Source organism: Pseudomonas fluorescens, assembly GCF_900215245.1.
GTDB classification, from domain to species: Bacteria; Pseudomonadota; Gammaproteobacteria; order Pseudomonadales; family Pseudomonadaceae; genus Aquipseudomonas; species Aquipseudomonas fluorescens.
In genome coordinates this window covers 1,879,720-1,903,554 of record NZ_LT907842.1, presented here as the reverse complement: position 1 = coordinate 1,903,554, position 23,835 = coordinate 1,879,720, and the positions used below count along the sequence as shown (strand labels likewise).

The window sequence follows — 23,835 nt, the reverse complement described above, 5'->3', positions numbered from 1 at the left end:
AACGAAGCTGGTAGACTCCGCCGCCATTATGATCCGACTTCAAAGCCTAACATTACAGCGTGGCCCGCAACGTCTTCTCGAAGACGCCGAGCTGACCCTGCACGCCGGTCACAAAGCCGGCCTGATCGGTGCCAACGGTGCCGGTAAATCCACGTTGTTCGCCCTGTTGCTGGGTGAGCTGACCCCGGATTCCGGGGACTGCTTGCTGCCGGCCGACTGGCGCATCGCCCATATGCGCCAGGAGATCGACACCCTCGACCGCATTGCGATCGACTACGTGCTCGATGGCGACCTGCGCCTGCGCCAGGTGCAACACGACCTGGCCGAGGCCGAGAAAGCCCAGGACGGTGCGGCTCAGGCCCGCCTGCACTCGGAACTCGACAGCGCCGACGGCTACACCGCCGACGCCCGTGCCCGCAAGATGCTGGCCGGTCTCGGCTTTACCAATGAGCAGATGGACCGCCCGGTCGCCGACTTCTCCGGTGGTTGGCGCATGCGCCTGAACCTGGCTCAGGCGCTGATGTGCCCGTCGGACCTGTTACTGCTCGACGAACCGACCAACCACTTGGACCTCGATGCGATCCTGTGGCTGGAAGACTTCCTCAAGAGCTACCCAGGTACTTTGCTGCTGATTTCCCACGACCGGGATTTCCTCGATGCCGTGGTCGACAACATCGCCCACGTCGAACAGAAGAAAATCACCCTCTACCGTGGCGGCTACACCGCGTTCGAACGCGCGCGTGCCGAGCGTTTGGCGCAGCAGCAGCAAGCTTTCGAGAAGCAGCAGGCGCAACGCGCGCACATGGAAAGCTACATCGCCCGGTTCAAGGCCCAGGCCACCAAGGCCCGTCAGGCCCAGAGCCGGATCAAGGCGCTGGAGCGCATGGAAGAGCTGTCGGCGGCCCACGTTGATTCGCCGTTCGACTTCGTATTTCGTGAGTCGGTGAAGATCTCCAGCCCGTTGCTGGACCTGTCGGATGCGCGTCTGGGGTATGGCGACAAAACCATTCTGGAGAAGGTCAAGCTGCAGCTCACGCCGGGCGCACGTATTGGTTTGCTCGGCCCTAACGGCGCCGGCAAGTCGACACTGATCAAGAACCTGTCGGGTGAACTGCAACCGCTGGCCGGCCGTCTGACCCGTGGCGAGAACCTGGTGGTGGGCTACTTTGCCCAGCATCAGCTGGACTCCCTCGATTCCAAGGCCAGCCCGTTGCTGCACCTGCAGCGTCTGGCGCCGACCGAGCGTGAGCAGACCCTGCGCGACTTCCTCGGTGGCTTTGACTTCCGTGGTGCGCGCATCGATGAGCCGGTATTGAATTTCTCCGGTGGCGAAAAAGCGCGTCTGGCCCTGGCATTGATCGCCTGGGACCGACCGAACCTGTTGCTGCTCGACGAACCCACCAACCACCTGGACCTGGAAATGCGCCTGGCGCTGACCATGGCTCTGCAGGAGTTCAGTGGTGCGGTATTGGTGGTGTCTCACGATCGCCACTTGCTCAAGAGCACCACCGACAACTTCCTGCTGGTGGCGGATGGCAAAGTCGAAGAGTTCGACGGCGATCTGGATGACTACGCACGCTGGCTGACGGATTATCGTCTGCGCAACGCGCCGGTCAGTAACACGCCGGTCAACCCGGACAAAACCGACAAAAAAGCCCAGCGCCAGGCCGCCGCCGCACTGCGTCAGCAGTTGGCGCCGCACAAGCGTGAAGCCGACAAGCTGGAAGCCGAGTTGGGCAAGGTGCATGAGCGCCTGGCCAAGATCGAAACCAGCCTGGGCGACAGCGCCGTCTACGAGGCGGCGCGCAAGGACGAGCTGCGCGACCTGCTGGCCGAACAGGCCAAGCTCAAGGTGCGTGAAGGGCAGTTGGAGGAAACCTGGATGGAGGCCCTCGAGCTGCTGGAAAGTCTGCAAGCGGAGCTGGAGGCGCTGTCCTGATGGAAGCGCTGCACCTGCCGTTACCGACGCAATGGGTGGAACCGGCCTGGATTGGCGTGCAAATCCTGCTGATTCTACTGGCCGGTTATCTGGCCCAGCGTTTTGTTGCCAAAGGTCTCACTCGCTTGGGTGAGCGCTACCCGTTCCCGCCGCAATTGCTGATGCCTCTACGTGGCGGCCTGCGCTGGCTGATCATGGGCAGTGCGTTGATTTTCGTGCTGGGCCGCCTGGGCGTGTCCGCCACGGTGTTGTGGACGGCGCTGTCAGGGTTTGTCGCGGTTGCCGCTGTGGCGTTCTTCGCCATGTGGTCGGTATTGTCCAACCTGCTGTGCGCTATCTTGATATTCACCGTCGGGCCGTTCCGCCTCGGTGATATCGTCGAGTTGGTGGACACCGTCGATAAGCCCGGCGTGAAGGGTCGGGTAGTGGCGATCAACCTGCTCTACACCACGCTGATCGAAGTGGAAGATGCCGGTACCGGCAGCGCGATGGTCCAAGTGCCTAACAGCTTGTTCTTCCAGCGCTCTGTGCGGCGTTGGCCGGGCACTCATGTGTTCCCGGGCGACCGCTAGCGCTCAGATCTTTTAAAAATCTATAGCCAGCCTCCGGTCGGCGGAGTTAGCTTAAGGCCTGACCGCAAACTCCCTTCTGAGGTGTGTAATGGCACTCGATACATGGCTGGCCTTTTTCCTGGCCAGTTGGATCATCTCCCTTTCCCCCGGTGCTGGCGCAATCGCGTCGATGTCCAGCGGCTTGCAATACGGTTTCCTGCGCGGTTACTGGAATGCCATTGGCCTGCAACTGGGCCTGGCGATGCAGATTGCCGTGGTAGCGGGCGGGCTGGGTGCCATTCTTGCGGCGTCTTCCACTGCGTTCTATGCGATCAAATGGTTTGGTGTGGCGTACCTGGTGTACCTGGCCATCAAGCAATGGCGTGCCCTGCCCATGGACATGAGTGATGACGCGGCGATACGCCCGATCGGCAAGCCGATGGCGATGATGTTCCGTGGGTTTCTGGTCAACGCGAGCAACCCCAAGGCCCTGGTGTTCATGCTGGCGGTGCTGCCGCAGTTCGTGAACCCGCAGGCGCCTTTGCTGATCCAGTATCTGATCCTCGGCGCGACCATGATCAGCGTCGATATGATTGTGATGGCGGGTTATACGGGGTTGGCGTCGAAAGTCTTGCGTGTGTTGCGCACGCCCAAGCAGCAAAAACGCATGAACCGCACGTTTGCCGGGTTATTCGTGGGGGCTGCGGGGTTCTTGGCCAGCTTGCATCGCGCAACGGCGTAAGGGAAGAAACGGAATTACAACGGTGGGAGCAGCAAACCTGCTCCCACATGGTTTATGGGTTGGCTTTGAAGTGGGGGCTCAGCGCAGAATCTTTGGCGCTTCATCCCTTGGCAGGTTATTGCGCAACGCAGGCTTGCCCGGGTCTTGATACCCGCCGCCCAACTGTTCCGCCAACTGTCTGGCCACATCCTCACCCAGTGCTTTCGAGACTTCCTTCACCACACGTGGCCGGTTCAGGCTGACGCGTACGTCACGGCTGTTCACCAGCTTGGTGTCCTGGCCTTCACCCATGGCGGTAAATGCCGAGGTGATTTCGAAAGTTCGGGTGTTGATCAGGCTGAAATCGGCCACCAGCGTCAGGCCCAGCACCGCCGAATAGCTGTTGGTGTGGTCCAGGGCATTGATGTCCTGGGTGAAGTCGATGTCTGACAGTGTGCCGAACAGCACGTAGTCAGCCCCCTTGAAGTTACCGGCCTTGATGCGTTTGATCACGTCATAGACGTCGCCCTTGGCGTCGGCGGTGTAGGGCGTTCCCTGTACCAGTTGGAACTGGTGCGACTTGAGGATTTCGCCCTTGATATCACCGCTGAATTTACGCAGTTCGGTCTGTTCGATGTAGCTGGTACGGCTCTCGTACTCGCTGTAGTTCGACGCACCGCTGGCCTGATACGCGCTGGCCTGGAAGTTATTGCTGGCCGACACCGCGTGGATGTACTCCTCGACCCGCGCCTCGTAGGCCAGGTCGGTTACCGCGATCTTCGGGGCGGCCGAGGCGCCAAAGGCGCACAGCAGGCCGATCATGCCGATCCATGCACGCATTGTTCAGCGCTCCGTGGTTTTGCGGATTTCTTTTTCGTCCATCCATTCGGCCAGGCCGCTCTCGACGTCGATCAACTGCAGGCTGAACTTGTAGAACACGTCCTTGTAGTCCGAGCTGCGCTTGACGATGGAGCTGATGGAGCCTTCCAGGCGGTACTTGGCGGCCACCATATTGCCGGTCTTGCTCACTGTGGATTTTTTATACAGGCCGCTCTGGTTCTGCAGCTTGAGCTGGTCGACCTGGCTTTGCATTTCAGTGTTGTCGCTGGCGAAGCGCGCGGTGCCGGTCTTCATCAACTGGGTCTTGATCGACGTGGTGATCTCGCGGGTATCGATGTACTCGCTGGTCTTGTTCTTCACGTCATACACCTGCACCACCGGACGGCCTTGCAGAATGCCGGACTGCGCCAGAGAGCGGGTCATGCTTTCGGCGATCATCTGCAGGTCGGTGGAGCCGAACTCGTTGGTCACCAATTCCACGGCCTTGGTGTCGCCGTAGCTGATGTTCTTGCCGCCGAGTACCGGCGAGGTGTTGGAGCAACCGCTGGCCAGCAGGGCGACCACGGCGAGGAGCGAGAAGCGTACGAACATGGGGAAATCTCTCTGAAACAGGCTGTTAAGTTGAAGAGCAGGGGCGCGACTTAAGGCGTCTTCACTTCAAGACGGAAGTCCGCGGCCTGGGGCAAATTGGCAATGGCGGGCAGGAAGGTCGCCTGGTTGGCGTACAGGTTCAGCACTTTCCAGGTTTCTTCATCGCCCACGGGGAAGCCGTCGGCGCCCAGCCAGGCAAAGCGGTAATACATCATCTGGTTGCTGCTGGTGATGTTGCTCAGTTGCACCTTGGCCGTGAGGAAGCCGTTTTCACGGGCAACGCGAATGGCACCGACGGCGATGCCTTTGAATTTACCCATCACGACGATTTTGCTGGCGGCGCTGCCGGGCTCTGGTGGCGGTGGCGTGGCGCAGCCGGCGAGCAGGATCAGCGCGAGGGCGCCGAGGATGAAATGACGCATAACGTGCTCCTTAAGGTTGTTTGAGGGCGATGGCCTGGGTGGAAGTGCCTGGCACCACATGCGCGGCAAGGCCGCCGGCGAACACCTGGTTGCCGACTACGCGCAGAGTGATCACCTGATAGCGCTGGTCGGCCTTGACCGTCACCAGCGTCCCACCCAAGGCGTTGGGCAGGCTGACTTGGTGTTCGCCATGCTTGAGGCGCAGGCGCGTCACTTGGGTCATGTCCGGCAGGGTGCGCCAGGTGCGAGTGTCGGCGCCTTCGGTCACCGCCGAGGCGATGCCCAGCACCAGGCCTGCCATGGGGTTGGTCTTGTTCAGATTGTTTTGCGTCACGCCGCGGCTGACTGCACGCACGGTGGTGCGCAGGATGATCCCCGGCATGTCGTCACGCAGGGCGCGGCGGGACATGGCGGTGGTGCTATTGAGTGCGGTGAGGTTCTGCTGCTTGCCGTCGACGCCGATCTGGCCGAAGGTCGCGGTCGAGGTGTCTGCCTTGATGACCGGGAAGGACAACGGGGTGATGACCAAGTGGCCGTCGATCGGGATCGGCAGCGGTAGGCGGATCGAGTCACGCGCCGGGGCCAGGCCGCTCTGCACCACGATCAGCACATCGGTCTCGTCGGCGCCGACCCTGGATTTGTCCAGGTCCATCAACGCTTGCTCCAGCAACGGCGTGTTGGGGCGCAACTCGGCGGCTTTGCGATAACCCGGTGCGGCCAGGTCTTTCTCTCCCAGGGCCTCGTAGACAAAGCCTGCCAGGTAGTGGCTGAACGCACTCTGGTAGCTGTTCTTCAGGCCGACCACCTCCGGTGCGTCCAGTGCCTCTACCGGGTAGCCGCGCAGGTCTTTGATCTGGGTGGTTACGCCCTGGCGCTCGGCCTCGTTTTCGCGCTTGAGGTATTCCTTGTCGCGCAGGTCGGCGATAACGGCTTCGCGCTCGTGGGTCTTCTTGATTTCGGTGCGGGCGCCGTCGAAGTCATTCACGGCCAGCAGGTTCAGGGCCATCTGGGTGGTCAGCATGACCTTTTCGTAGTCGTAGCCTTCGTAGCGGCGCACCTTGTCGTTGACCAGGAAGCTGCCGAACTGGGCAAGGTACTTTTCGCTGTCGAACTTGACCGACTCTTCCCACTTGTAGACCTGCAGGTCGGCGCTGCGCCAGGCGGTCTGGCTGCCGGTGAGGTCACCTTTGGCGCGCAACAGCTCACCCTTTTCGAAGAAGTAGAGCAGGTCCTTGTCTTCGCCGGCATTGTTCTTTTCCAGCAGGGTCAGGGCGCCGTCGACGTTACCGGTGGCCAACTGCTGGTTAGTGGCTTGCAGCTCAGTGTCGTAGCTGCGAAACATCGAACAACCCGAGAGCAAGGTAACCGCCGCCAGCGTGAGCGGGGTCAAGGCGCGAAATGCCATGCAAACTTCTTCCTTGAAAGTGATAAGCAGATGTGCAAATTCCTCATAAAAACGAGGAAATAAATACCCTTTAGAAATAACAGGGCGCGGCATTATAGGCGCCATTACTGGCAAAACAATGGCTTTTTGTTATGGCTTTAAGCGCTGAATGCCATCAATCCGCGGGTGGTTTCCTAGCGCCAGATCACGAACGCCTTGAGTCAGAGCCTTTAAAGTTAAACAATGTGTTACTTCGTATTTACCTTTGAGATTCATTCATGATTGCCCCCATCCGTTTTCTCGCCTGGCTGGTGTTGCCGGCCTTGATGTCGTGCAGCTTCAATCTGCTGGCCGCGAATGCCGAGGGCGCCCCACAAGCCTTGCATTTGCTGGACTACATTGGCGCTGATTACCCACCGACGGTGGAGGCGGGCAAGGTTATCGATGAATCCGAATATCGCGAACAACTAGAGTTCCTCGGCGTGTTGCAAGGCCTGGTGGCTGAACTGCCGCAAAGGCCCGAGCGCGCGGAGTTGGTCAAAGGCGTCGACGAATTGCTAGCGGCCGTGACCGCCCACCAGGACGGCGCAGCTGTCGCTCGCCTGGCCCGTCAATTGGGCGCCAAGTTGGCGGTGGCGTATGAAGTCAGCCAAGCCCCGGTCATCACTCCCGACCCCGCGCGTGGCGCACCGCTTTACGCCCAGCATTGCTCGGTATGCCACGGCACTGCCGGTGCGGGTGATGGCCCAGCCAGTACGGGAATGACGCCGCCACCGGCCAACCTGCGAGATGCGGTGCGCCTGGACCGCCTGAGCCTCTATGCGATCTACAATACCCTCGGCCTGGGTGTTGAAGGCACTGACATGCCGTCCTTTGCCGATCAACTGGATGACCGTCAGCGCTGGGACCTGGCCACTTACATCGCGGGCTTCACGGCAGACCCGGCTGCGGCAAAAAGTGAACAACCCTTCAACCTCGCCGACCTGGCCCGCCAAACGCCTAATGAAGTGCTGGCTGCCAACGGTCCAGGCGCCGCCGCGACTTTCCGGGCCCAGCGCGCACAACCGCCACAGGTCAAGCGTGGCCCGGCACAGTTGCTCGATTACACCGCCACCACCCTGGACAAGAGCCTCGCCGCATTCCGTAACGGTGACCACGAGCAGGCTTATGACCTGTCGGTCGCCGCTTACCTTGAGGGCTTCGAGCTGGTGGAAAGCTCCCTCGATAACGTTGACGCCAACGTGCGCAAGGACACCGAGAAAGCGCTGATGGCCTACCGGCAGTCGTTGCAGGACGGCCTGCCGCTTGAGCAAGTGCAGCAGCGTCTGGACGTCGCCAAAGGCAAGCTCACCGAATCAGCTGGCTTGTTGGGCAGCGATGGCTTGAGCTGGTCGCTGAGCTATATCTCCGGGCTGTTGATTCTGTTGCGTGAAGGCCTGGAAGCCATCCTGGTGCTGGCGGCGATCCTGGCGTTCCTGCGTAACACTGGCCAGCAATCGGCGGTGCGCAGTGTGAACGTCGGCTGGGGCCTGGCGCTGTTGGCCGGTCTGGCAACGTGGGCGTTGGCGGCGTATGTGATTGACGTCAGCGGTGCCCAGCGCGAATTGCTGGAAGGCTGCACGGCGCTGTTCGCCAGTGTGATGGTGCTGTGGCTTGGCGTGTGGATGCATGACCGGCGCCATGCGGCAGCCTGGCAGGATTACATCAAGAGCAGCCTGGTCGGCGGCGGAGGGCGCTTTGGTTTTGCGCTGCTGGCGTTTTTCTCGGTATACCGTGAGCTATTCGAAGTGATCCTGTTCTACGAAACCCTGTGGCTGCAAGCCGGCCCGGCCGGGCACAACGCCGTACTGGCGGGTGGTGCTACTGCGCTGGTGCTGCTGGTGGGTCTGGCGTGGGTGATCCTGCGGGGTTCGGCGAAGCTGCCGTTGGCGCTGTTCTTTGGCATCAACGCGGCGTTGCTGTGTGCACTGTCGGTGGTGTTCGCCGGGCACGGCGTGAAGGCGTTGCAGGAAGCCGGCGTCTTCGGTACGCGGCCGGTGGCGTTTTTTGACTTCGACTGGCTGGGCATCCATGCCGATGCGTACTCGTTGAGTGCGCAGGCGTTGGCGGTGCTGGCGATTGTGGTGCTGTACGGCCGCAGCCGGCTGGCCGAAAAACGCCGTGTGGTCGCCTGATCGTGCGCGTCTGGATTGATGCAGACGCCTGCCCGCGGGCGGCCAAGGACCAAGTGGTGAAGTTCGCCCTCAAGCGCCAGTTCGAAGTGGTGCTGGTGGCAGGGCAGAGCCAGATCAAGCCGAGCTTTGCCTGTGTGAAGCTGATCGTTGTACCCAGCGGCCCGGATGCAGCGGATGACTACCTGGTGGAGCACGCGGTGCCCGGCGAGCTGGTGATCTGCAGCGATGTACCGTTGGCCGATCGCCTGGTGAAGAAGGGCGTCACCGCCCTCGACCCGCGGGGCAAGGAGTTCAGCCCGGCGAACATGAGTGAGCGGCTGGCGGTGCGCAACCTGTTCACGGATCTGCGCGAACAAGGCCAAATGGGCGGCGGCCCGCCGCCCCACGGTGATAAGGAAAAGCAGGCGTTCGCCAACTCGCTGGATCGCATCCTCACGCGGTTGATGCGAGTGGGTTAGTCGTTCTCGTGGGTCAGTTCCAGCACGCGATCCACGAGTTTGTTGATGCCTGAGGCGACCTCGCTGATGCTTTTGCCGAGCATGTAGGCGGGGGTGCTCACCAGCTTGCGAGCCTTGTCCTCGACGATATCCTCCACCGCGCAGTCGCGGTGGGTGGCGCCCATTTTATCCAGGGCGGCAGCGGTGGCGGCGTCGTTGCCGATGGTGCAGGTAACGCCGGGGCCATAGATCTTCGCGGCCAGGGCCGGCGAGATACAGATCAGACCCACCGGTTTGCCCGCTTCGGCAAAGGCTTCGGCCAGCGCCAGAACCTGCGGGTTGATGCTGCAACCGGCGCCTTCCACGGCAAAGGTCGAGAGGTTCTTCGCCGCGCCAAAACCGCCGGGCACGATCAGTGCGTCGAAGTCTTCGGCGTTGGCCTCACGGATGTCCTTCACTTCACCCCGGGCGATACGCGCCGACTCCACCAGCACATTGCGCGACTCAGGCATCTCTTCGCCGGTGAGGTGGTTGATCACGTGATGTTGCGCGATATCGGGTGCAAAACATTGGACCTGAGCGCCACGCTGGTCCAGGCGCAGCAAAGTGATGACGCTTTCGTGGATTTCTGCACCGTCGTACACGCCACAGCCCGAAAGGATCACTGCAATCTTTTTGCTCATGAGTATTTCTCCCTATTTCGTGGCGTTAAATGTCTACTAATTTGTCACCTGTTGCCAATGGGATCTGGCGTTGCTACACCTAATCTTGATGTAACAAAAATAGACCGGACTAGCCCATGGACTTCGTGCCTTACGCGGTACCGTTTTTCATTGCCTTGATCGTGGTTGAGCTGTTGGCCGATCACTGGCGCGGCGAGCGCAACTATCGAGTGGCGGATGCCATCAACAGCCTCAGCACGGGTGTGCTGTCCACGACTACGGGGCTGTTGACCAAAGGCGTGGGGTTGCTGACCTACGCGTTTGCGCTCAAGCACTTGGCCCTGATCGAACTGTCGGCCCAGAGTGTCTGGACCTGGGTGTTCGCCTTTGTGTTTTATGACTTCTGCTACTACTGGCTGCATCGCTGCGGGCATGAGCGCAACATCCTGTGGGCCGCGCACTCGGTGCATCATCAAAGCGAGGACTACAACCTCACCACCGCCCTGCGCCAGACCAGTACCGGCTTTCTGCTGAGCTGGATCTTCTACCTGCCCCTGGCCGTGCTGGGCGTGCCGCTGGTGGTGTTTATCAGCGTGGCCTCGCTCAATCTTCTGTATCAATTCTGGGTGCACACCCGCCACGTGCCCAAGCTCGGCTGGGTCGAGTGGTTCTTCGTTACACCGTCCAATCATCGGGCCCACCATGCACAGAACGCTCTCTACATGGATCGCAACTACGGCGGGGTGTTCATTATTTGGGACCGGCTGTTCGGCAGCTTCCAGGAAGAAGACGACAACGAGCCGGTGATTTTTGGCGTGACCACGCCTTTGGCCAGCTGGAACCCGCTATGGGCCAACCTGCAGTTTTATGCGCAGCTGTGGAATGACGCACGACGTACCGAAAGCGGGTGGGACAAGCTGCGCATCTGGTTCATGCGCACTGGCTGGCGCCCGGCGGACGTGAAGGCCAAGTACCCGATGGCCAAACCCGATTTGAGCCAGTTCCGCAAATTCGACGTGCCGCTGGATGCGCGTCAGCAGGTCTATATCGCGCTGCAATTTGCCGCGTATGTGGGCTTTGGCAGCTATTTGATGAATTTCGCCGAGGGGCTGCCCACGGCGGCGCTGATCCTGGGATGGAGTGCGATGGCGGTGGGGCTGTTTACGTTGGGCGTCGCCCTGGAGAATCGCCCGTGGGCGCTGAAAGCTGAGCTGGTACGCCTGGGGCTGAATGTGCCACTGGTGTGGCTGGCACCGCTGGTCGGGTTATGGCCGGCCAGCAGTTTGGGCTGGCTGGGTCTGTTGAGTTACAGCTTGCTCAGCGTGATCGGCCTCTACTGTTGCAGAAGCCGGCTTACTCGGCTGGTGTCTTAGGCGTGTCGACGGGAGCCGGCTCGGCGGCGAGCCGGGCCCTTGCGTCCTCGCAGGCCTGGCGGGCAATACGGGCGTTCTTGAAGCGGCGGCGCAACCACAGGCCGAAGCCCAATAGCACCAACGCGCCCAGCACCCACAGCTCGTATTTCTTGACGCTGCCGAGCATGCCTTCCAGCACCGCGCCGAAGTGGTAAGCCGCAGCGCCCAGGGCTGCCGCCCAGACTGCAGCGCCAATCCCGTTAAGAATCAGGTAGCGCGCCGGCGGGTAGCCTGACAAACCAATCGCCACGGGCATCACAGTGCGCAGGCCGTAGACAAACCGGAAGCTCAGCACCCAGATATCCGGATGCTTACGGATATGTTCCAGGGCCTTGTCGCCCATCAATTGCCAGCGCGGCTTGCGCGCCAACAGTTTGCGGCCGTGCTTGCGCCCCAGGAAGTACCACAGCTGGTCGCCGGCGTAGCTGCCAAAGAAGGCAACGACCACCACCAGGTTGATATCCATGTAGCCACGGAACGCCAGGAAGCCTGCGAGAACCAAGATGGTCTCGCCTTCGAAGAACGTGCCTAGGAAGAGGGCAAAGTAGCCGAAGTCATGCAGAAATTGTTGAAGCATGGTCTGGGGTGCTGGCGAAATGAACGCGCAGCCTACGCCTTCGTGAACATTCATGAAAGTATCGAGATGTGTCACGAAGTGAACAATTCCTACATAAACGACGAATGCGACTGCAGGTCGCATCGATAAGCACAACTGTCATTCCTTCGTCATAATGGCCGCTTATAACTGCAACGCTCGCCCGTAAACGCGGGCTCAGGAGTCTGTCGTGAGCTTTACCCCTGCCAATCGCCTGTTCCCCGCCACTCGCCTGCGTCGCAATCGTCGTGATGATTTTTCTCGCCGCCTGGTGCGTGAAAACGTGCTGACGACGAGCGATCTGATCCTGCCGGTGTTTGTGCTGGACGGTGAAAATCGCCGGGAAGCGGTGGCGTCTATGCCGGGTGTGGAGCGCTTGACCATTGATTTGCTGCTCGAAGAAGCGGCCAATTGGGTTGAGCTGGGGATTCCGGCGCTGGCGCTGTTTCCCGTGACACCCTCCGAACTCAAGTCGCTCGACGCTGCCGAAGCCTGGAACCCGCAAGGGATCGCCCAGCGCGCCACCCGTGCCCTGCGCGAGCGTTTCCCGCAGCTGGGTGTGATCACCGACGTGGCGCTGGACCCGTTCACCACCCACGGCCAGGATGGCATTCTTGACGAAGACGGCTATGTGCAGAACGACATCACCGTCGACGCACTGGTCAAGCAGGCGTTGTCCCACGCGGCAGCGGGTGCCCAGGTCGTGGCGCCGTCGGACATGATGGACGGCCGCATCCAGGCGATTCGCGAAGCCCTGGAGCTGGCGGGCCACGTCAATGTGCGGATCATGGCCTATTCGGCCAAGTACGCCAGCGCCTATTACGGCCCGTTCCGCGATGCGGTCGGTTCGGCGCTGAACCTGGGCAAGGCCAACAAGGCTTCCTATCAGATGGACCCGGCCAACAGCCATGAAGCCCTGCACGAAGTGGCGGCCGACCTGGCCGAAGGCGCCGACATGGTGATGGTCAAACCCGGGATGCCGTACCTGGACATCCTTTACCGGGTCAAAGAGGAATTCAAGGTGCCGACCTTTGTCTATCAGGTCAGCGGTGAATACGCCATGCACATGGCCGCGATCCAGAATGGTTGGTTGAGTGAAGGGGTGATCCTCGAATCCCTGACAGCCTTTAAACGTGCAGGCGCTGATGGCATTCTGACCTACTTCGCCGCCCGCGCTGCCCAATTGCTTAGAGAGCAACAATAGCCCTCACAGGAACACTCGATGAATACCGAAGGACTCTCAGAAGTTGCCGTAAAAGACGCTCACCCGGTGGTCGAACAAGTCACCGAGACCCCGCCGGAAATGGAGCCGGCTCCACCTGTCGTGGTGGTCGAGACGCCTGCGCCGGCCCCGGTGGCGGCGGTGACCAACCTGGATGACAGCAGCCTGTACATCCACCGCGAGCTGTCACAACTGCAATTCAACATCCGCGTGCTGGAGCAGGCGCTGGACGAGTCCTATCCGCTGCTGGAGCGGCTCAAGTTCCTGCTGATTTTCTCCAGCAACCTGGACGAGTTCTTCGAGATCCGCGTCGCCGGCCTCAAGAAGCAAATTACCTTCGCCCGCGAACAAGCCGGTGCCGACGGTCTGCAGCCGCATCAGGCCCTGGCGCGTATCAGTGAGCTGGTGCATGGCCACGTGGACCGCCAATACGCGATCCTCAACGATATTCTGTTGCCGGAGCTGGAAAAACATCAGGTCCGCTTCATTCGTCGCCGCCACTGGACCACCAAGATCAAGACCTGGGTGCGCCGGTACTTCCGTGACGAGATTTCACCGATCATCACCCCGATCGGCCTCGACCCTACGCACCCGTTCCCGCTGCTGGTAAACAAGAGCCTGAACTTCATCGTTGAACTGGAAGGTATCGACGCCTTCGGTCGCGATTCTGGCCTGGCCATCATCCCGGCACCGCGTCTGTTGCCACGGATCATCAAGGTACCGGAAGAGGTGGGGGGCGCTGGCGACAATTATGTATTCCTCTCGTCTATGATCCACGCGCATGCCGACGACCTGTTCCAGGGCATGAAGGTAAAAGGCTGCTACCAGTTCCGCCTGACCCGTAACGCCGACCTGGCGCTGGATTCCGAAGACGTCGAAGACTTGGCCCGAGCCCTGCGCGGCGAGCTGTTCTCGCGTCGCTACGGTGACGCGGTGCGCCTGGAAGTGGCTGATACTTGCCCGAAACACCTGTCGGACTACCTGCTCAAGCAGTTCAACCTCAGCGAGAGCGAGCTGTATCAGGTCAATGGCCCGGTGAACCTGACGCGCCTGTTCAGTATCACCGGCCTGGACAGCCATCCGGAGCTGCAATACACGCCGTTCACGCCGCAGATCCCGAAGTTGCTGCAAAACAGCGAGAACATCTTCAGTGTGGTGAGCAAGCAGGACATTCTGCTGCTGCACCCGTTCGAGTCCTTTACCCCGGTGGTCGACCTGCTGCGCCAGGCCGCCAAGGACCCGCATGTATTGGCGGTGCGCCAGACCCTGTACCGCAGCGGCGCCAACTCGGAAATCGTCGATGCGCTGGTAGACGCCGCGCGTAACGGCAAGGAAGTCACCGCGGTGATCGAGCTGCGTGCGCGGTTCGATGAAGAGTCCAACCTGCAACTGGCGAGCCGCCTGCAAGCGGCCGGTGCGGTGGTGATCTACGGCGTGGTGGGCTTCAAAACTCACGCCAAGATGATGCTGATCCTGCGCCGCGAAGCTGGCGAGATTGTGCGCTACGCCCACCTGGGCACCGGTAACTACCACGCCGGCAACGCCAAGCTCTACACCGACTACAGCTTGCTGACGTCCGACGACGCCTTGTGTGAAGACGTCGGCAAATTGTTCAGCCAGTTGATTGGCATGGGCAAGACCTTGCGCATGAAGAAGCTGCTGCACGCGCCGTTCACCCTGAAGAAGGGCATGCTCGACATGATTGCCCGGGAGACCCAGTTCGCCCTCGACGGCAAGCCGGCGCACATCATTGCCAAGTTCAACTCGCTGACTGATCCGAAGATCATCCGCGCGCTGTACAAGGCCAGCCAGTCCGGTGTGCGCATCGACCTGGTGGTGCGTGGCATGTGCTGCCTGCGCCCGGGCATTGTCGGCGTGTCGCATAACATCCATGTGCGCTCGATCATCGGCCGCTTCCTGGAGCACACGCGGGTGTTCTACTTCCTCAACGGCGGCGAGGAGCAGATGTTCCTTTCCAGTGCGGACTGGATGGAACGCAACCTCGACAAGCGTGTGGAGACCTGCTTCCCGGTGGAAGGCAAGAAGCTGATCATGCGGGTCAAGAAGGAGCTGGAAAGCTACCTCACCGACAACACCCACAGCTGGAGCCTGCAGTCGGACGGCCGATACGTGCGCAACACGCCGACCGGCAACCAGAACCCGCGCAGCGCGCAGGCGACGTTGCTGGAGAAGCTGGGTAGCCCGATTCTGGCGGTGAATTAATAGTCAATACGGACTAACAATGTGGGAGGGGGCTTGCTCCCGATTGCAGTGGGTCAGTTGATGAATAGGTCAACTGACACTTCGCTATCGGGAGCAAGCCCCCTCCCACATTTGTTTTGCAGTGCGCTTTAGCGCAGGTTCAGGCTGAACCCAACCCGCGTCAGCCACTCCGCTTCCTGGGCGAAGTCCGCCTGGGTCAGCTGGTTTTCGTCCAGCCAGCCTTTGGGGAACACCACGTCGAGGCTGTCGCCGTTGGCGCGCAGGGTGACCTGGGGCATTTCCTGTGTGCCACGGATGTGGTGGAACAGGATCGCAAAGCGCAGCAGCACGCACAGGCGGATCAGCTTGATGCCTTCATCGCCGAACTCGGCAAACTTGTCCTTTGGAATGTTGCGGCGATGGCCACGCACCAGCAGCGCGAGCATCTGTTGGTCTTCGCGGGAGAAACCGGCGAGGTCCGAGTGCTCGATCAGGTAGGCGCCATGTTTGTGGTAATGGTAGTGGGCGATGTCCAGGCCCACTTCATGCACCTTGGCTGCCCAGCCGAGCAGTTCGCGCCAGACGCCGTCTTCCAGGTCCCAGTCCTCGGCCACCTGGTCGAAGGCGTGCAGCGCTTTGCGCTCCACGCGGGCTGCCTGTTCCAGATCGACGTGATAACGCTCCATCAATGAGGTAAGGGTGCGCTCACGCACGTCTTCGTGATGATGGCGGCCCAGCAGGTCGTACAGCACGCCTTCACGCAGGGCGCCATCGCAGTGGTCCATGCGTTGCAGTTCGAGGGCGTCGAAGATCGCTTCGAGAATCGCCAGGCCTGCCGGGAAGATGGTGCGGCGATCAGGCTTGATGCCATCGAAGTCGATTTTCTCGGCATCGCCCAGTTTGAACAGCTTGCGCTTGAGCCACGCGAGACCTTCGGCGTTGACCTCGCCGGTGCCATGGCCGCCGGCCTTCAGCGCCAGGCCGATGGCACGGATGGTGCCGGATGAGCCGATGGCCTCATCCCAGGTCAGGCGGTGCAGGGCGTGCTCGATGCTCATGATCTCCAGTCGCGCGGCCGTGTAGGCCTGGGCATAGCGTGCCGGAGTGATCTTGCCGTCCTTGAAATAGCGCTGGGTAAAGCTGACGCAGCCCATTTGCAGGCTCTCGCGCAGCAGCGGCTCGAAACGCTGGCCGATAATGAACTCGGTACTGCCACCGCCGATATCCGCCACCAGGCGCTTGCCAGGCGTGTCAGCCAGGGTGTGGGAGACACCCAGGTAGATCAGGCGTGCTTCTTCACGGCCGGAAATGACTTCTACCGGGTGGCCGAGGATTTCCTCGGCGCGGCGGATGAATTCACCGCGGTTGCGCGCTTCACGCAGGGCGTTGGTCCCAACGATTCGCACGGCGCCCAAAGGCATGCCATTGATCAGTTGGGCAAAGCGCTTGAGGCAATCGAGCCCGCGTTGCATGGATTCTTCATTGAGCTGGCGCTCGTCGTCGATCCCGGCAGCCAGTTGTACTTTTTCGCCGAGCCGCTCGAGGATGCGGATTTCGCCGTTCTGGGCCTTGGCCACGACCATGTGAAAGCTGTTGGAGCCCAGGTCGATGGCGGCGATCAGGGACAGATTCTTGGCTTGGGATTGCGGCATGGTTTGGGGGTCTCGGTCGATAACCTCACCATCGTGCCACGATCGACCGCTGGCGCCAACGCGTTGTGCTTCAGTAATTTTCCTGAGGCTGTCTGTGGGGAATTCCTTTAGTAAAGGTAGGGCGGTTTTATAAGTGCGTGCCGACTAAGTTCTTCGACGTTGTAGTGTGTTTTTATTATCGGCGGTCATAAGGTGGTTTGTGAAATTTCCGACAGTGAGCGATTCGATATCTCCTTCATTATTTTATTGGGAACTACATTGTGGCTGGTTTAATGGAGGGTGTTTGTTTTTATCATTCCCACAGTTATTGTCGTGTTATCTGATTCTTTAATGAAGTGCCAAAGCGACACACTGTCATCCGGCAATTCTGCCGAGGTGGCATTTATTTATCGTTGTGCACGTCCCGGAAGATAAATCGTTGGGCGATGGAGTCGCCAAGACACAAATAAAGAACACCTGATAACTTTTTTAGTGACAGGATGAACATGAAAAAAATTGTTGGCTTGACTCTCGGTATTGCGTGCCTGGCTGCGGCCTTAACTGCCCAGGCGACTACCAATACCAGCGCCCAGTTGGTCGTCAGGGGGACGATCACACCGGCAGCCTGTAACCTCAGCCTGGCCGGCAGCGGTATCATCGATTACGGCACGATTCGCTCGGGCGAATTGTCCCAGACTGCATTCAATCCGCGCGAAGAGAGGAGCACTTCCCTGATCGTCAATTGTGGCACGACGCCTGCCAGGTTCGGCATCACCTTTACCGATCTGCAAGCAGGCAGCAAGGTGCCGGGCATCCTGGGTGCCGGCTTTACTGAAGCGCAGAATTTCGGGTTGGGGGCTGTAGGCGCCCGTCGCACCGGTGGCTATTCGGTCACCCTCAGGGATCTGCGATCGTCCAGCATAGCGCTGTATCCGATCATGCGTATCGGCGCTGGCGCCTGGAATAACAGCGATGGCAAGGTTGCCCAATCGCCCGCCCAGTACTCCTGGCGCAACGGCGCTACCTTTACACCCACCGCCGTTAACCAATTGACGGGCACACTTGCAGTCAAGGCTGTCATCAACCGAGCCCAGGACCTGGACCTGAGTCGAGACGTCTCTATTGATGGGCGCGCCACGCTTGTATTGAGTTACATCTAAGTAACGTTAAACAGCCAGCCAAGAAGCTTATTGTTTCTTGTTGGCTGTTTTTCTGTGGGCGCTTGACGGCCAATGGTCAACTTTATTAGTTGCGGGGAATATAGAGTGCGTGGTTTTTTAGTGATGTGCAGTGCGCTATTGCGGGGTGCAAGCATTTGCCTGTTGTTTACCACTGCTGCTGTGGCGGATGGCATGTATCCGGAAACAACTGTGGTGGTGCTTTATGAGGAAGACGGCGAAGCCACAATCAACATCAAAAATACCGATGCAGGGCCGGCGCTGCTTCATTCGGTCGTGGAGAACGTGCCGGAGGACCTGGAGCCGCTATTGATCGTCACACCGCCCATCGCTCGTGTGGAGGCGGGCGACACGCAACTGGTGCGGTTCATCGCCACCTTGAAGGCGCCGCTTAAGACCCAACGGCTCAAGCGCGTGTCCTTCGAAGGTATTCCCCAAGCGCGCGCGGCGCAGGGGGCGACCATCGGTATCACCCTTCGACAGAATTTGCCGCTGATCCTGCACCCACAAGGCTTGCCTCGGCACCACACGCCTTGGGAATTGCTGAAGTGGAAGCGGGCGGGAGAACGTCTCACCGTCCATAACGACAGTGCCTATGTCGTGCGTCTGGCGCCGGATGTGCAAGTGTTTCCACAGGGTGTTCCGGCCATATTGCCGCGCACCTACATATTGCCGGGTGAGGTGCTGGCGGCAGAGGTCGGCAGTCCCTTGGGCAGCGTGACCGAGGTCGAGATACAGCCGGCGACGGTCTACGGGTTTACGGTCGACCACTACCGGGCTCCGATCGTTACCGACGGGGGGTGACCGACTCATGTCGAACCCTTCGAGTCAAAGCATCGCAGCGTATTTTTGGCCCTGCAGACCCACCCTGATCATAGGGTTTGCGACCCTGTGGAGTCTGCCCGTTCTTGTGTCGGCACTGGAGCTCGGGGAGGGTTTCGACCTCGCGTCACTCACCGCCCACGGTATCGACCCGAAGGTCTCCGACTACTTTCGCAACGCGGCGCGCTTTCGCGAAGGCGTCCAGGTGGTGGGGTTGCGGGTCAATGGAAACCCGCTGGGGCTGGTGGATGCACGCTTCGATCACGAGGGCCGCTTGTGCTTCACCCCGGGGTTACTGGAGAAAGCGGGGTTAGTGACGCCCGGCACCATCATTCAGGAAGGCGCTACGCCCGACCAGTCTTGCCATGATTTCTTGGGGGCATTTCCGACGACGATGGTGAAGCTGCGTCCCGGCACGGACGAGGTGACGCTGGTGGTGCCCACCCAGTCATTGCGTGATCCCCAGTGGGACGCCGGGCATTTTTCCAAAGGCGGGGCAGCGGCGTTGTTCAACTACGACGTGCTGGGTTTCGACAGCCGTTCGCGCAGCGCGCCCAGCCGGTTCGTTTCGGCTTATACCGAGGCAGGCTTCAACCTTGAGGACTGGATTGTTCGCAGTCGTCAATTCTATGTGTCCGATAACGGCAAGGCCCGTACCGAGCATGTATACGCCTATGCACAGCGGGACATTGCCGCGCTGCAATCGACTTTCCAGGTGGGGCAGATATCCAGCCATAACCCGCTGTTTGGTGGCGTCCAGTTATCTGGCCTGCAGTTTTTCCCCGATGGTCAATCACGCGTCGCTGTGGGCAGCAACAATGCCGTGGTCGAAGGGCTTGCCCAGAGCCAATCACGGATCGAAGTTCGCCAGTCCGGCGTGTTGATTCACAGCACGCTGGTGCCGGAAGGTCCCTTCCGGCTAACGGGATTGCCATTGCTCAATGGCACCAGTGACCTGGAGGTCAGCGTGATCGACGTGCGGGGTGCCAGGCGCAGCTTTGTGGTGCCGGCGGCCTCGTTTGCGGGGGCTGCCCCGGCGGCTCCGGGTTACTATTTCTCGGTTGGCAAGCTGCGCAAGAGTGCGGGTGAAGAGGGGCCGTCACCGGTGGTCGCCATGGGGAGCGGCACCTGGGGTTTGGGGCGCAACTCGTCTGCGGGCTTTGGCTTGTTGAGTACGGATGAATACTGGTCGGCAGGTGGCACCCTGAGCAGTGTGTTTTTTCAGCGAGTTTCTGTGGCTGCGCGGCAAAACCTTTCTCGAGACGGCAAAAGTGCAGTGTCCGGGGCGCGCAGCAGCGTGTCTGTCAGCAGCCCGGTCTACGCCAATATCGACGTCAACCTCAGCGCAACCAGCCAAACCCGGGGGTATCGTGAGGTGCTTGAGGCCGGCCGCTCATACACGGCCGATGAATTGGGTTCGCGCTTCAAAAACCAATACACGGCAAGCCTGAGCTGGGCCGATCCCACGCTGGGCGTATTTTCTGCGGGCTATACCCACGGGTCTCAATTTGACGGCCGAACGACCGAGCATGTGTCTGCCTCCTGGAACAAGTCATTCAGCCACGCCGATGTCGCGTTGATTGCGGATTCGCAGGTGGGCGGTACGCGGATGGGCCGTGATGCCACGCTTGCCGGCGAGCGAAATGAAAGAGCTGTGGAGCATGACCTGTCCTTGCGTCTGCAGGTCAGTGTGCCCCTTGGGCGAGATCGTCGGCTTAATAGCTACGCCAGCCGGCGCGGGGACCGATTCACTGCTGGCACAGCGCTTAGCGAGCGGGTCAACGAGTCTGTGAATTACGAAGTGGGGGTCGAGCGCGACCTCAATGCCCGAGAGCAATCGGTGCGTGGCAATGTGGATCTATTGCCGCGTTATACCCGCGTTGGCCTGGGTGTCAGCCGTGACCCCCTGGGCACCAGCTACACAGGGCAGTTGCAGGGCGGCGTGGTGGCTCACGCGGGTGGCCTGACGTTCTCACCGTATGCCGTGCAAGACACGTTCGGCATCGTCTCGGTAGGGCAGATCGGCGCGGCAAAAGTCGAGACGCCCCAAGGCCCTGTGTGGACGGACTACCGCGGGCAAGCGGTGATCGCAGGCTTGCCGGCCTACACCAACAGCCGAGTCGAGGTGCAAACCCAGTCCTTGCCCAAACGCGTCGACCTGAAAAACGGCACCCAGATGCTCACCGCAGGCCGTGGGTCCTTCAATGCCGTGAATTTCGATGTGGTGAACGTGCGCCGCATGTTGCTTACCGCGCATGATCAGCACGGCCGGCCATTGCCTCAAGGCGCCACGGTATTCGGCAAGGGTGATCGCTTCCTGACCAGCGTGGTGGGTGACGGCATGATTTTCCTCAACGACGTCGATGAGGCGCAAAGCCTGCGGGTTTCATTGCCTGACTCTTCCAGCTGCGTGTTGCGTATTGATCTTGAGACCCAACCAGACAATGACAAATTCTATGCAACGACCTCGGCGGTGTGCCATGGCCGTTAAGTTTGAAAGGCTGCGTTTGGTGTTGCTCTGCACGGTACTGGCAGCACCTGACGTCCTGGCCGACAACTGTCGGTTATCGGTGAGCCAGCCACGCATCGACTATGGCGCCATCCGCACAGAGGCGCGTGTTGAAAGGGCCGCCTTGGTGCTTGCGACGCGTAGGTTGCGCGTGAACGTTTTTTGCACTGAGCCTGCAGCAATGGCATTGCGGTTTGTTGGTGTCGCAGCAGATGGGCAGGGGTTTGTGTTGGGTCGCCAAGGGCGATTTCGCTTGAGCCTCAAACACGCCCAAGTGGATGGGCGGGCTGTGGAGTGGGCGGCGAGCGACTTGGCCGGCGAGCCTGCCAGCGGGCAATTGCTGCCCGGCCAGACCTTGGTGGCGCGGGCGGCAGGGTTACCGATAGCAGGGCGCCGGCTGACAGCCCAGGTCGATATCGACACCGAACTGCCCGCTGAGGCCTTGGAGGTACGCGACGAGACGCACCTTGAGGGGCACGGCCGTTTCGAACTGATCAGCCCGGCTGTTCCACCGAACCAATGAAGTTGGCGAACTCGGGTGTCTTGGGGTTGGCGAACAGTGTTTTGGGGTCGCCTACTTCATGCACCTTGCCTTGGTGCATAAACACCAGTTTGTCCCCGACTTCCCGGGCAAAGCGCATTTCGTGGGTCACCATGATCAAGGTCATGCCGTCCTTGGCCAGTTGGCGCACGACGCTGAGCACTTCATTGACCAACTCCGGGTCCAGGGCGGAGGTTATTTCGTCGCACAGCAGCACTTTGGGCGACATGGCCAATGCCCGCGCAATGGCGACGCGCTGCTGTTGCCCGCCGGACAGGCGATCAGGGAAAGCGTCGAACTTCTCGCCCAGCCCGACTCGCTCAAGCATCTGCCTGGCAAGCTGTGCGGCTTTGGCCTTGGGGACTTTCTGCACCACTTGTGGTGCGAGCATGACGTTTTCGCCCACGGTCAGGTGCGGGAACAAGTTGAACTGCTGGAACACCATGCCGACTTTCTGCCGCAAACTGCGCAGGTCGGCGCGGGCGGCGTCGAGGTATTCGCCATCGACCTCGATCACGCCATCATTGATCGACTCCAGGCCATTGAGGGTACGCAGCAAGGTTGATTTGCCCGAGCCGCTGCGGCCGATGATCGCCACCACCTGGCCTTCTTCAACCGTCAGGTCGATGCCCTTGAGTACATGGTGATCGCCGTAATACTTATGCAGGGCGGAAATTCTAAGCAGAGGCATGCAGTCTCCTTTCCAGATAGCGCGCACTGAGGGACAAGGGGTAGCAGAGCAGGAAGTAACCGAGGGCCACCAAGCCATAGACCATAAAGGGCTCGAAGGTGGCGTTGGCGAGCATGCCGCCGGTTTTGGTCAGTTCGGTAAAACCGATGATCGAGGTCACGGCGGTGCCTTTGACCACTTGCACCGAGAAGCCAACCGTAGGTGCTACGGCAATCCGCAGGGCCTGGGGCAGAATCACGTAACGCAGTTGTTCAAGTGGGTTAAGGGCCAGGCTGGCCGACGCTTCCCACTGCCCGTGGGCGATGGACTCGACGCAGCCGCGCCAGATCTCGGCCAGGTAGGCACTGGTAAACAAAGTCAGGGCAATCGCCGCTGCCAGCCAGGGCGAGATATCCACCCCCAGCAGGGCAATGCCGAAAAACACCAGAAACAGCTGCATCAACAGCGGCGTACCCTGAAACAGTTCAATGTAGGTGCGCGCGACATGGCGCGGGAAGGCTTTGCGGCTGATGCGCATCGTCATCACCAGCAAGCCGATCAGGCCACCGCCGACAAAGGCCACCAGCGACAGCAACAGGGTCCATTGCAGGCCGACAGCCAGGTTGCGCACGATGTCCCAGAACGAAAAATCACTCATCGGCTGTTCCTCATCACAAACCGTCGGCCAATCCAGTTGAGCAACTGGCGAATCATCAGCGCCATGCACAGGTACACCAGGGTGGTCAGTGCGTAGGTTTCAAAGGCGCGGAAGTTACGTGACTGAATGAAGTTGGCGGCAAAGCTCAGCTCTTCGGTGGCGATTTGCGAACACACCGCCGAACCCAGCATCACGATGATGATCTGGCTGCTCAGGGCCGGCCACACCTTGCCCAGAGCGGGCAGCAGCACCACATGGCGGAACGCTTCAAAACGCGTCATCGCTAATGCTGCCGCCGCTTCCAGCTGACCACGAGGGATCGCCTGGATGCCGGCCCGGATGATCTCGGTGGAGTAAGCCCCCAGGTTGATGACCATCGCCAGCACGGCCGCTTGCCACTCGGTGATTTTCAGCCCCAGTGACGGCAAGCCGAAAAAGATGAAAAACAACTGCACCAGAAACGGCGTGTTGCGGATCAACTCGACATACACGCCGAAGAACCAGGCGAACGGCTGGATCTTCCACGCCCGCACCACGGCACCGACGGTGCCCAGGGCAACCCCCAGAATCGCGCCGATGGCCGTCAGTTCAAGCGTGAACAAGGCGCCGCGCAACAGCAGGTCGGTATTGGCCAGTACGGGCACAAAGTCGAATTGATAGGCCATGAATCAGCT

Annotated in this window: 22 protein-coding genes; 12 read left to right on the top strand and 10 right to left on the bottom strand. The window is 60.5% G+C overall.

Features of this window, described 5'->3' with window-relative positions:
* Positions 1-28 precede the first annotated feature (28 nt).
* The 3 genes from CPH89_RS09000 (at position 29) to CPH89_RS08990 (ending at position 3,232) form a co-directional block, all read left to right on the top strand.
* Positions 29-1,939, top strand: coding sequence for an ATP-binding cassette domain-containing protein (locus CPH89_RS09000; protein WP_053258610.1), 1,911 nt, complete (start codon positions 29-31; stop codon positions 1,937-1,939).
* Positions 1,939-2,511, top strand: a complete 573-nt coding sequence (locus tag CPH89_RS08995; RefSeq protein WP_053258609.1) for a mechanosensitive ion channel family protein — start codon at positions 1,939-1,941, stop codon at positions 2,509-2,511. Before CPH89_RS09000 ends, CPH89_RS08995 begins: the two co-directional genes overlap by 1 nt.
* A gap of 88 nt (positions 2,512-2,599) precedes the next feature.
* Complete coding sequence (locus CPH89_RS08990) at positions 2,600-3,232, top strand: LysE family transporter (protein WP_053258608.1); 633 nt, start codon at positions 2,600-2,602, stop codon at positions 3,230-3,232.
* Positions 3,233-3,310: 78 nt separating this feature from the next.
* Here the strand turns inward: CPH89_RS08990 and CPH89_RS08985 are convergent, their stop codons facing one another.
* Genes CPH89_RS08985 through CPH89_RS08970 form a run of 4 tightly spaced genes read right to left on the bottom strand, consistent with a single transcriptional unit; the run spans position 3,311 to position 6,469 of the window.
* Complete coding sequence (locus CPH89_RS08985) at positions 3,311-4,051, bottom strand: hypothetical protein (RefSeq protein ID WP_053258607.1); 741 nt, start codon at positions 4,049-4,051, stop codon at positions 3,311-3,313.
* A gap of 3 nt (positions 4,052-4,054) precedes the next feature.
* Entirely contained in the window at positions 4,055-4,642 is a 588-nt protein-coding gene (gene lpoB, locus CPH89_RS08980; protein ID WP_053258606.1) for a penicillin-binding protein activator LpoB, read from the bottom strand.
* 50 nt (positions 4,643-4,692) lie between these two features.
* On the bottom strand, positions 4,693-5,064 hold the full coding sequence (locus CPH89_RS08975; protein WP_003214024.1) for a YcfL family putative periplasmic lipoprotein: 372 nt from the start codon (positions 5,062-5,064) through the stop codon (positions 4,693-4,695).
* A 10-nt stretch (positions 5,065-5,074) separates the two neighbouring features.
* On the bottom strand, positions 5,075-6,469 hold the full coding sequence (locus tag CPH89_RS08970; RefSeq protein WP_053258605.1) for a COG3014 family protein: 1,395 nt from the start codon (positions 6,467-6,469) through the stop codon (positions 5,075-5,077).
* 257 nt (positions 6,470-6,726) lie between these two features.
* Here CPH89_RS08970 and CPH89_RS08965 point away from each other — a divergent pair, with 257 nt between their 5' ends.
* Together CPH89_RS08965 and CPH89_RS08960 are read left to right on the top strand one after the other, a co-directional pair.
* Complete coding sequence (locus CPH89_RS08965; RefSeq protein ID WP_053258604.1) at positions 6,727-8,622, top strand: FTR1 family protein; 1,896 nt, start codon at positions 6,727-6,729, stop codon at positions 8,620-8,622.
* Between the two features lie 2 nt (positions 8,623-8,624).
* Positions 8,625-9,080: a YaiI/YqxD family protein gene (locus CPH89_RS08960; protein WP_053258603.1), complete on the top strand. Its 456-nt coding sequence runs from the start codon at positions 8,625-8,627 to the stop codon at positions 9,078-9,080.
* Here CPH89_RS08960 and elbB read toward each other — a convergent pair.
* Positions 9,077-9,742 carry an isoprenoid biosynthesis glyoxalase ElbB gene (gene elbB / locus CPH89_RS08955; protein ID WP_053258602.1) on the bottom strand — a complete coding sequence of 222 codons (666 nt, stop codon included), beginning with the start codon at positions 9,740-9,742 and terminating at the stop codon, positions 9,077-9,079. The two genes, CPH89_RS08960 and elbB, sit on opposite strands and share 4 nt — an antisense overlap.
* A gap of 116 nt (positions 9,743-9,858) precedes the next feature.
* Here elbB and CPH89_RS08950 point away from each other — a divergent pair, with 116 nt between their 5' ends.
* Positions 9,859-11,094, top strand: a complete 1,236-nt coding sequence (locus tag CPH89_RS08950) for a sterol desaturase family protein (RefSeq protein WP_053258601.1) — start codon at positions 9,859-9,861, stop codon at positions 11,092-11,094.
* Here CPH89_RS08950 and CPH89_RS08945 read toward each other — a convergent pair.
* Positions 11,075-11,710, bottom strand: a complete 636-nt coding sequence (locus tag CPH89_RS08945) for a DedA family protein (RefSeq protein WP_053258814.1) — start codon at positions 11,708-11,710, stop codon at positions 11,075-11,077. The two genes, CPH89_RS08950 and CPH89_RS08945, sit on opposite strands and share 20 nt — an antisense overlap.
* 208 nt (positions 11,711-11,918) lie before the next feature.
* Between CPH89_RS08945 and hemB the strand changes: the two genes are divergently transcribed.
* Positions 11,919-12,932: a porphobilinogen synthase gene (hemB, locus tag CPH89_RS08940; protein WP_053258600.1), complete on the top strand. Its 1,014-nt coding sequence runs from the start codon at positions 11,919-11,921 to the stop codon at positions 12,930-12,932.
* Positions 12,933-12,950: 18 nt separating this feature from the next.
* Positions 12,951-15,173, top strand: a complete 2,223-nt coding sequence (gene ppk1, locus CPH89_RS08935; protein WP_053258599.1) for a polyphosphate kinase 1 — start codon at positions 12,951-12,953, stop codon at positions 15,171-15,173.
* A 128-nt stretch (positions 15,174-15,301) separates the two neighbouring features.
* Here the strand turns inward: ppk1 and ppx are convergent, their stop codons facing one another.
* Positions 15,302-16,804, bottom strand: coding sequence for an exopolyphosphatase (gene ppx / locus CPH89_RS08930; RefSeq protein WP_016978945.1), 1,503 nt, complete (start codon positions 16,802-16,804; stop codon positions 15,302-15,304).
* Between the two features lie 485 nt (positions 16,805-17,289).
* Between ppx and CPH89_RS08925 the strand changes: the two genes are divergently transcribed.
* The 4 genes from CPH89_RS08925 (at position 17,290) to CPH89_RS08910 (ending at position 21,815) form a co-directional block, all read left to right on the top strand.
* A complete protein-coding gene (locus CPH89_RS08925) occupies positions 17,290-17,943 on the top strand; it encodes a DUF1120 domain-containing protein (protein ID WP_053258598.1) in 654 nt (217 codons plus the stop codon).
* Between the two features lie 123 nt (positions 17,944-18,066).
* Complete coding sequence (locus CPH89_RS08920; RefSeq protein WP_073636697.1) at positions 18,067-18,765, top strand: fimbria/pilus chaperone family protein; 699 nt, start codon at positions 18,067-18,069, stop codon at positions 18,763-18,765.
* Between the two features lie 7 nt (positions 18,766-18,772).
* Positions 18,773-21,274 carry a fimbria/pilus outer membrane usher protein gene (locus CPH89_RS08915; protein WP_053258597.1) on the top strand — a complete coding sequence of 834 codons (2,502 nt, stop codon included), beginning with the start codon at positions 18,773-18,775 and terminating at the stop codon, positions 21,272-21,274.
* Positions 21,264-21,815 (top strand): DUF1120 domain-containing protein, encoded by a 552-nt coding sequence (locus tag CPH89_RS08910; protein WP_053258596.1) that lies wholly within the window; start codon positions 21,264-21,266, stop codon positions 21,813-21,815. Before CPH89_RS08915 ends, CPH89_RS08910 begins: the two co-directional genes overlap by 11 nt.
* On the opposite strand, the gene CPH89_RS08905 is transcribed toward CPH89_RS08910, so the two are convergent.
* The 3 genes from CPH89_RS08905 to CPH89_RS08895 are packed head-to-tail and all read right to left on the bottom strand — an operon-like array spanning position 21,787 to position 23,826.
* Positions 21,787-22,524 carry an amino acid ABC transporter ATP-binding protein gene (locus CPH89_RS08905; RefSeq protein WP_017135248.1) on the bottom strand — a complete coding sequence of 246 codons (738 nt, stop codon included), beginning with the start codon at positions 22,522-22,524 and terminating at the stop codon, positions 21,787-21,789. The two genes, CPH89_RS08910 and CPH89_RS08905, sit on opposite strands and share 29 nt — an antisense overlap.
* Positions 22,511-23,161 carry an amino acid ABC transporter permease gene (locus CPH89_RS08900; protein ID WP_053258595.1) on the bottom strand — a complete coding sequence of 217 codons (651 nt, stop codon included), beginning with the start codon at positions 23,159-23,161 and terminating at the stop codon, positions 22,511-22,513. The genes CPH89_RS08905 and CPH89_RS08900 overlap by 14 nt, the downstream gene beginning before the upstream one ends.
* Positions 23,158-23,826 (bottom strand): amino acid ABC transporter permease, encoded by a 669-nt coding sequence (locus CPH89_RS08895; protein WP_017736949.1) that lies wholly within the window; start codon positions 23,824-23,826, stop codon positions 23,158-23,160. Before CPH89_RS08895 ends, CPH89_RS08900 begins: the two co-directional genes overlap by 4 nt.
* Positions 23,827-23,835 lie beyond the last annotated feature (9 nt).

Bases quoted from the DNA above. Each gene is read 5' to 3' on its own strand.
- CPH89_RS09000 (WP_053258610.1), top strand. From the start codon at position 29: ATGATCCGACTTCAAAGCCTAACATTACAGCGTGGCCCGCAACGTCTT.
- CPH89_RS08995 (WP_053258609.1), top strand. From the start codon at position 1,939: ATGGAAGCGCTGCACCTGCCGTTACCGACGCAATGGGTGGAACCGGCC.
- CPH89_RS08990 (WP_053258608.1), top strand. From the start codon at position 2,600: ATGGCACTCGATACATGGCTGGCCTTTTTCCTGGCCAGTTGGATCATC.
- CPH89_RS08985 (WP_053258607.1), bottom strand. From the start codon at position 4,051: ATGCGTGCATGGATCGGCATGATCGGCCTGCTGTGCGCCTTTGGCGCC.
- lpoB (WP_053258606.1), bottom strand. From the start codon at position 4,642: ATGTTCGTACGCTTCTCGCTCCTCGCCGTGGTCGCCCTGCTGGCCAGC.
- CPH89_RS08975 (WP_003214024.1), bottom strand. From the start codon at position 5,064: ATGCGTCATTTCATCCTCGGCGCCCTCGCGCTGATCCTGCTCGCCGGC.
- CPH89_RS08970 (WP_053258605.1), bottom strand. From the start codon at position 6,469: ATGGCATTTCGCGCCTTGACCCCGCTCACGCTGGCGGCGGTTACCTTG.
- CPH89_RS08965 (WP_053258604.1), top strand. From the start codon at position 6,727: ATGATTGCCCCCATCCGTTTTCTCGCCTGGCTGGTGTTGCCGGCCTTG.
- elbB (WP_053258602.1), bottom strand. From the start codon at position 9,742: ATGAGCAAAAAGATTGCAGTGATCCTTTCGGGCTGTGGCGTGTACGAC.
- CPH89_RS08950 (WP_053258601.1), top strand. From the start codon at position 9,859: ATGGACTTCGTGCCTTACGCGGTACCGTTTTTCATTGCCTTGATCGTG.
- CPH89_RS08945 (WP_053258814.1), bottom strand. From the start codon at position 11,710: ATGCTTCAACAATTTCTGCATGACTTCGGCTACTTTGCCCTCTTCCTA.
- ppk1 (WP_053258599.1), top strand. From the start codon at position 12,951: ATGAATACCGAAGGACTCTCAGAAGTTGCCGTAAAAGACGCTCACCCG.
- ppx (WP_016978945.1), bottom strand. From the start codon at position 16,804: ATGCCGCAATCCCAAGCCAAGAATCTGTCCCTGATCGCCGCCATCGAC.
- CPH89_RS08925 (WP_053258598.1), top strand. From the start codon at position 17,290: ATGAAAAAAATTGTTGGCTTGACTCTCGGTATTGCGTGCCTGGCTGCG.
- CPH89_RS08920 (WP_073636697.1), top strand. From the start codon at position 18,067: ATGTGCAGTGCGCTATTGCGGGGTGCAAGCATTTGCCTGTTGTTTACC.
- CPH89_RS08915 (WP_053258597.1), top strand. From the start codon at position 18,773: ATGTCGAACCCTTCGAGTCAAAGCATCGCAGCGTATTTTTGGCCCTGC.
- CPH89_RS08910 (WP_053258596.1), top strand. From the start codon at position 21,264: ATGGCCGTTAAGTTTGAAAGGCTGCGTTTGGTGTTGCTCTGCACGGTA.
- CPH89_RS08905 (WP_017135248.1), bottom strand. From the start codon at position 22,524: ATGCCTCTGCTTAGAATTTCCGCCCTGCATAAGTATTACGGCGATCAC.
- CPH89_RS08900 (WP_053258595.1), bottom strand. From the start codon at position 23,161: ATGAGTGATTTTTCGTTCTGGGACATCGTGCGCAACCTGGCTGTCGGC.
- CPH89_RS08895 (WP_017736949.1), bottom strand. From the start codon at position 23,826: ATGGCCTATCAATTCGACTTTGTGCCCGTACTGGCCAATACCGACCTG.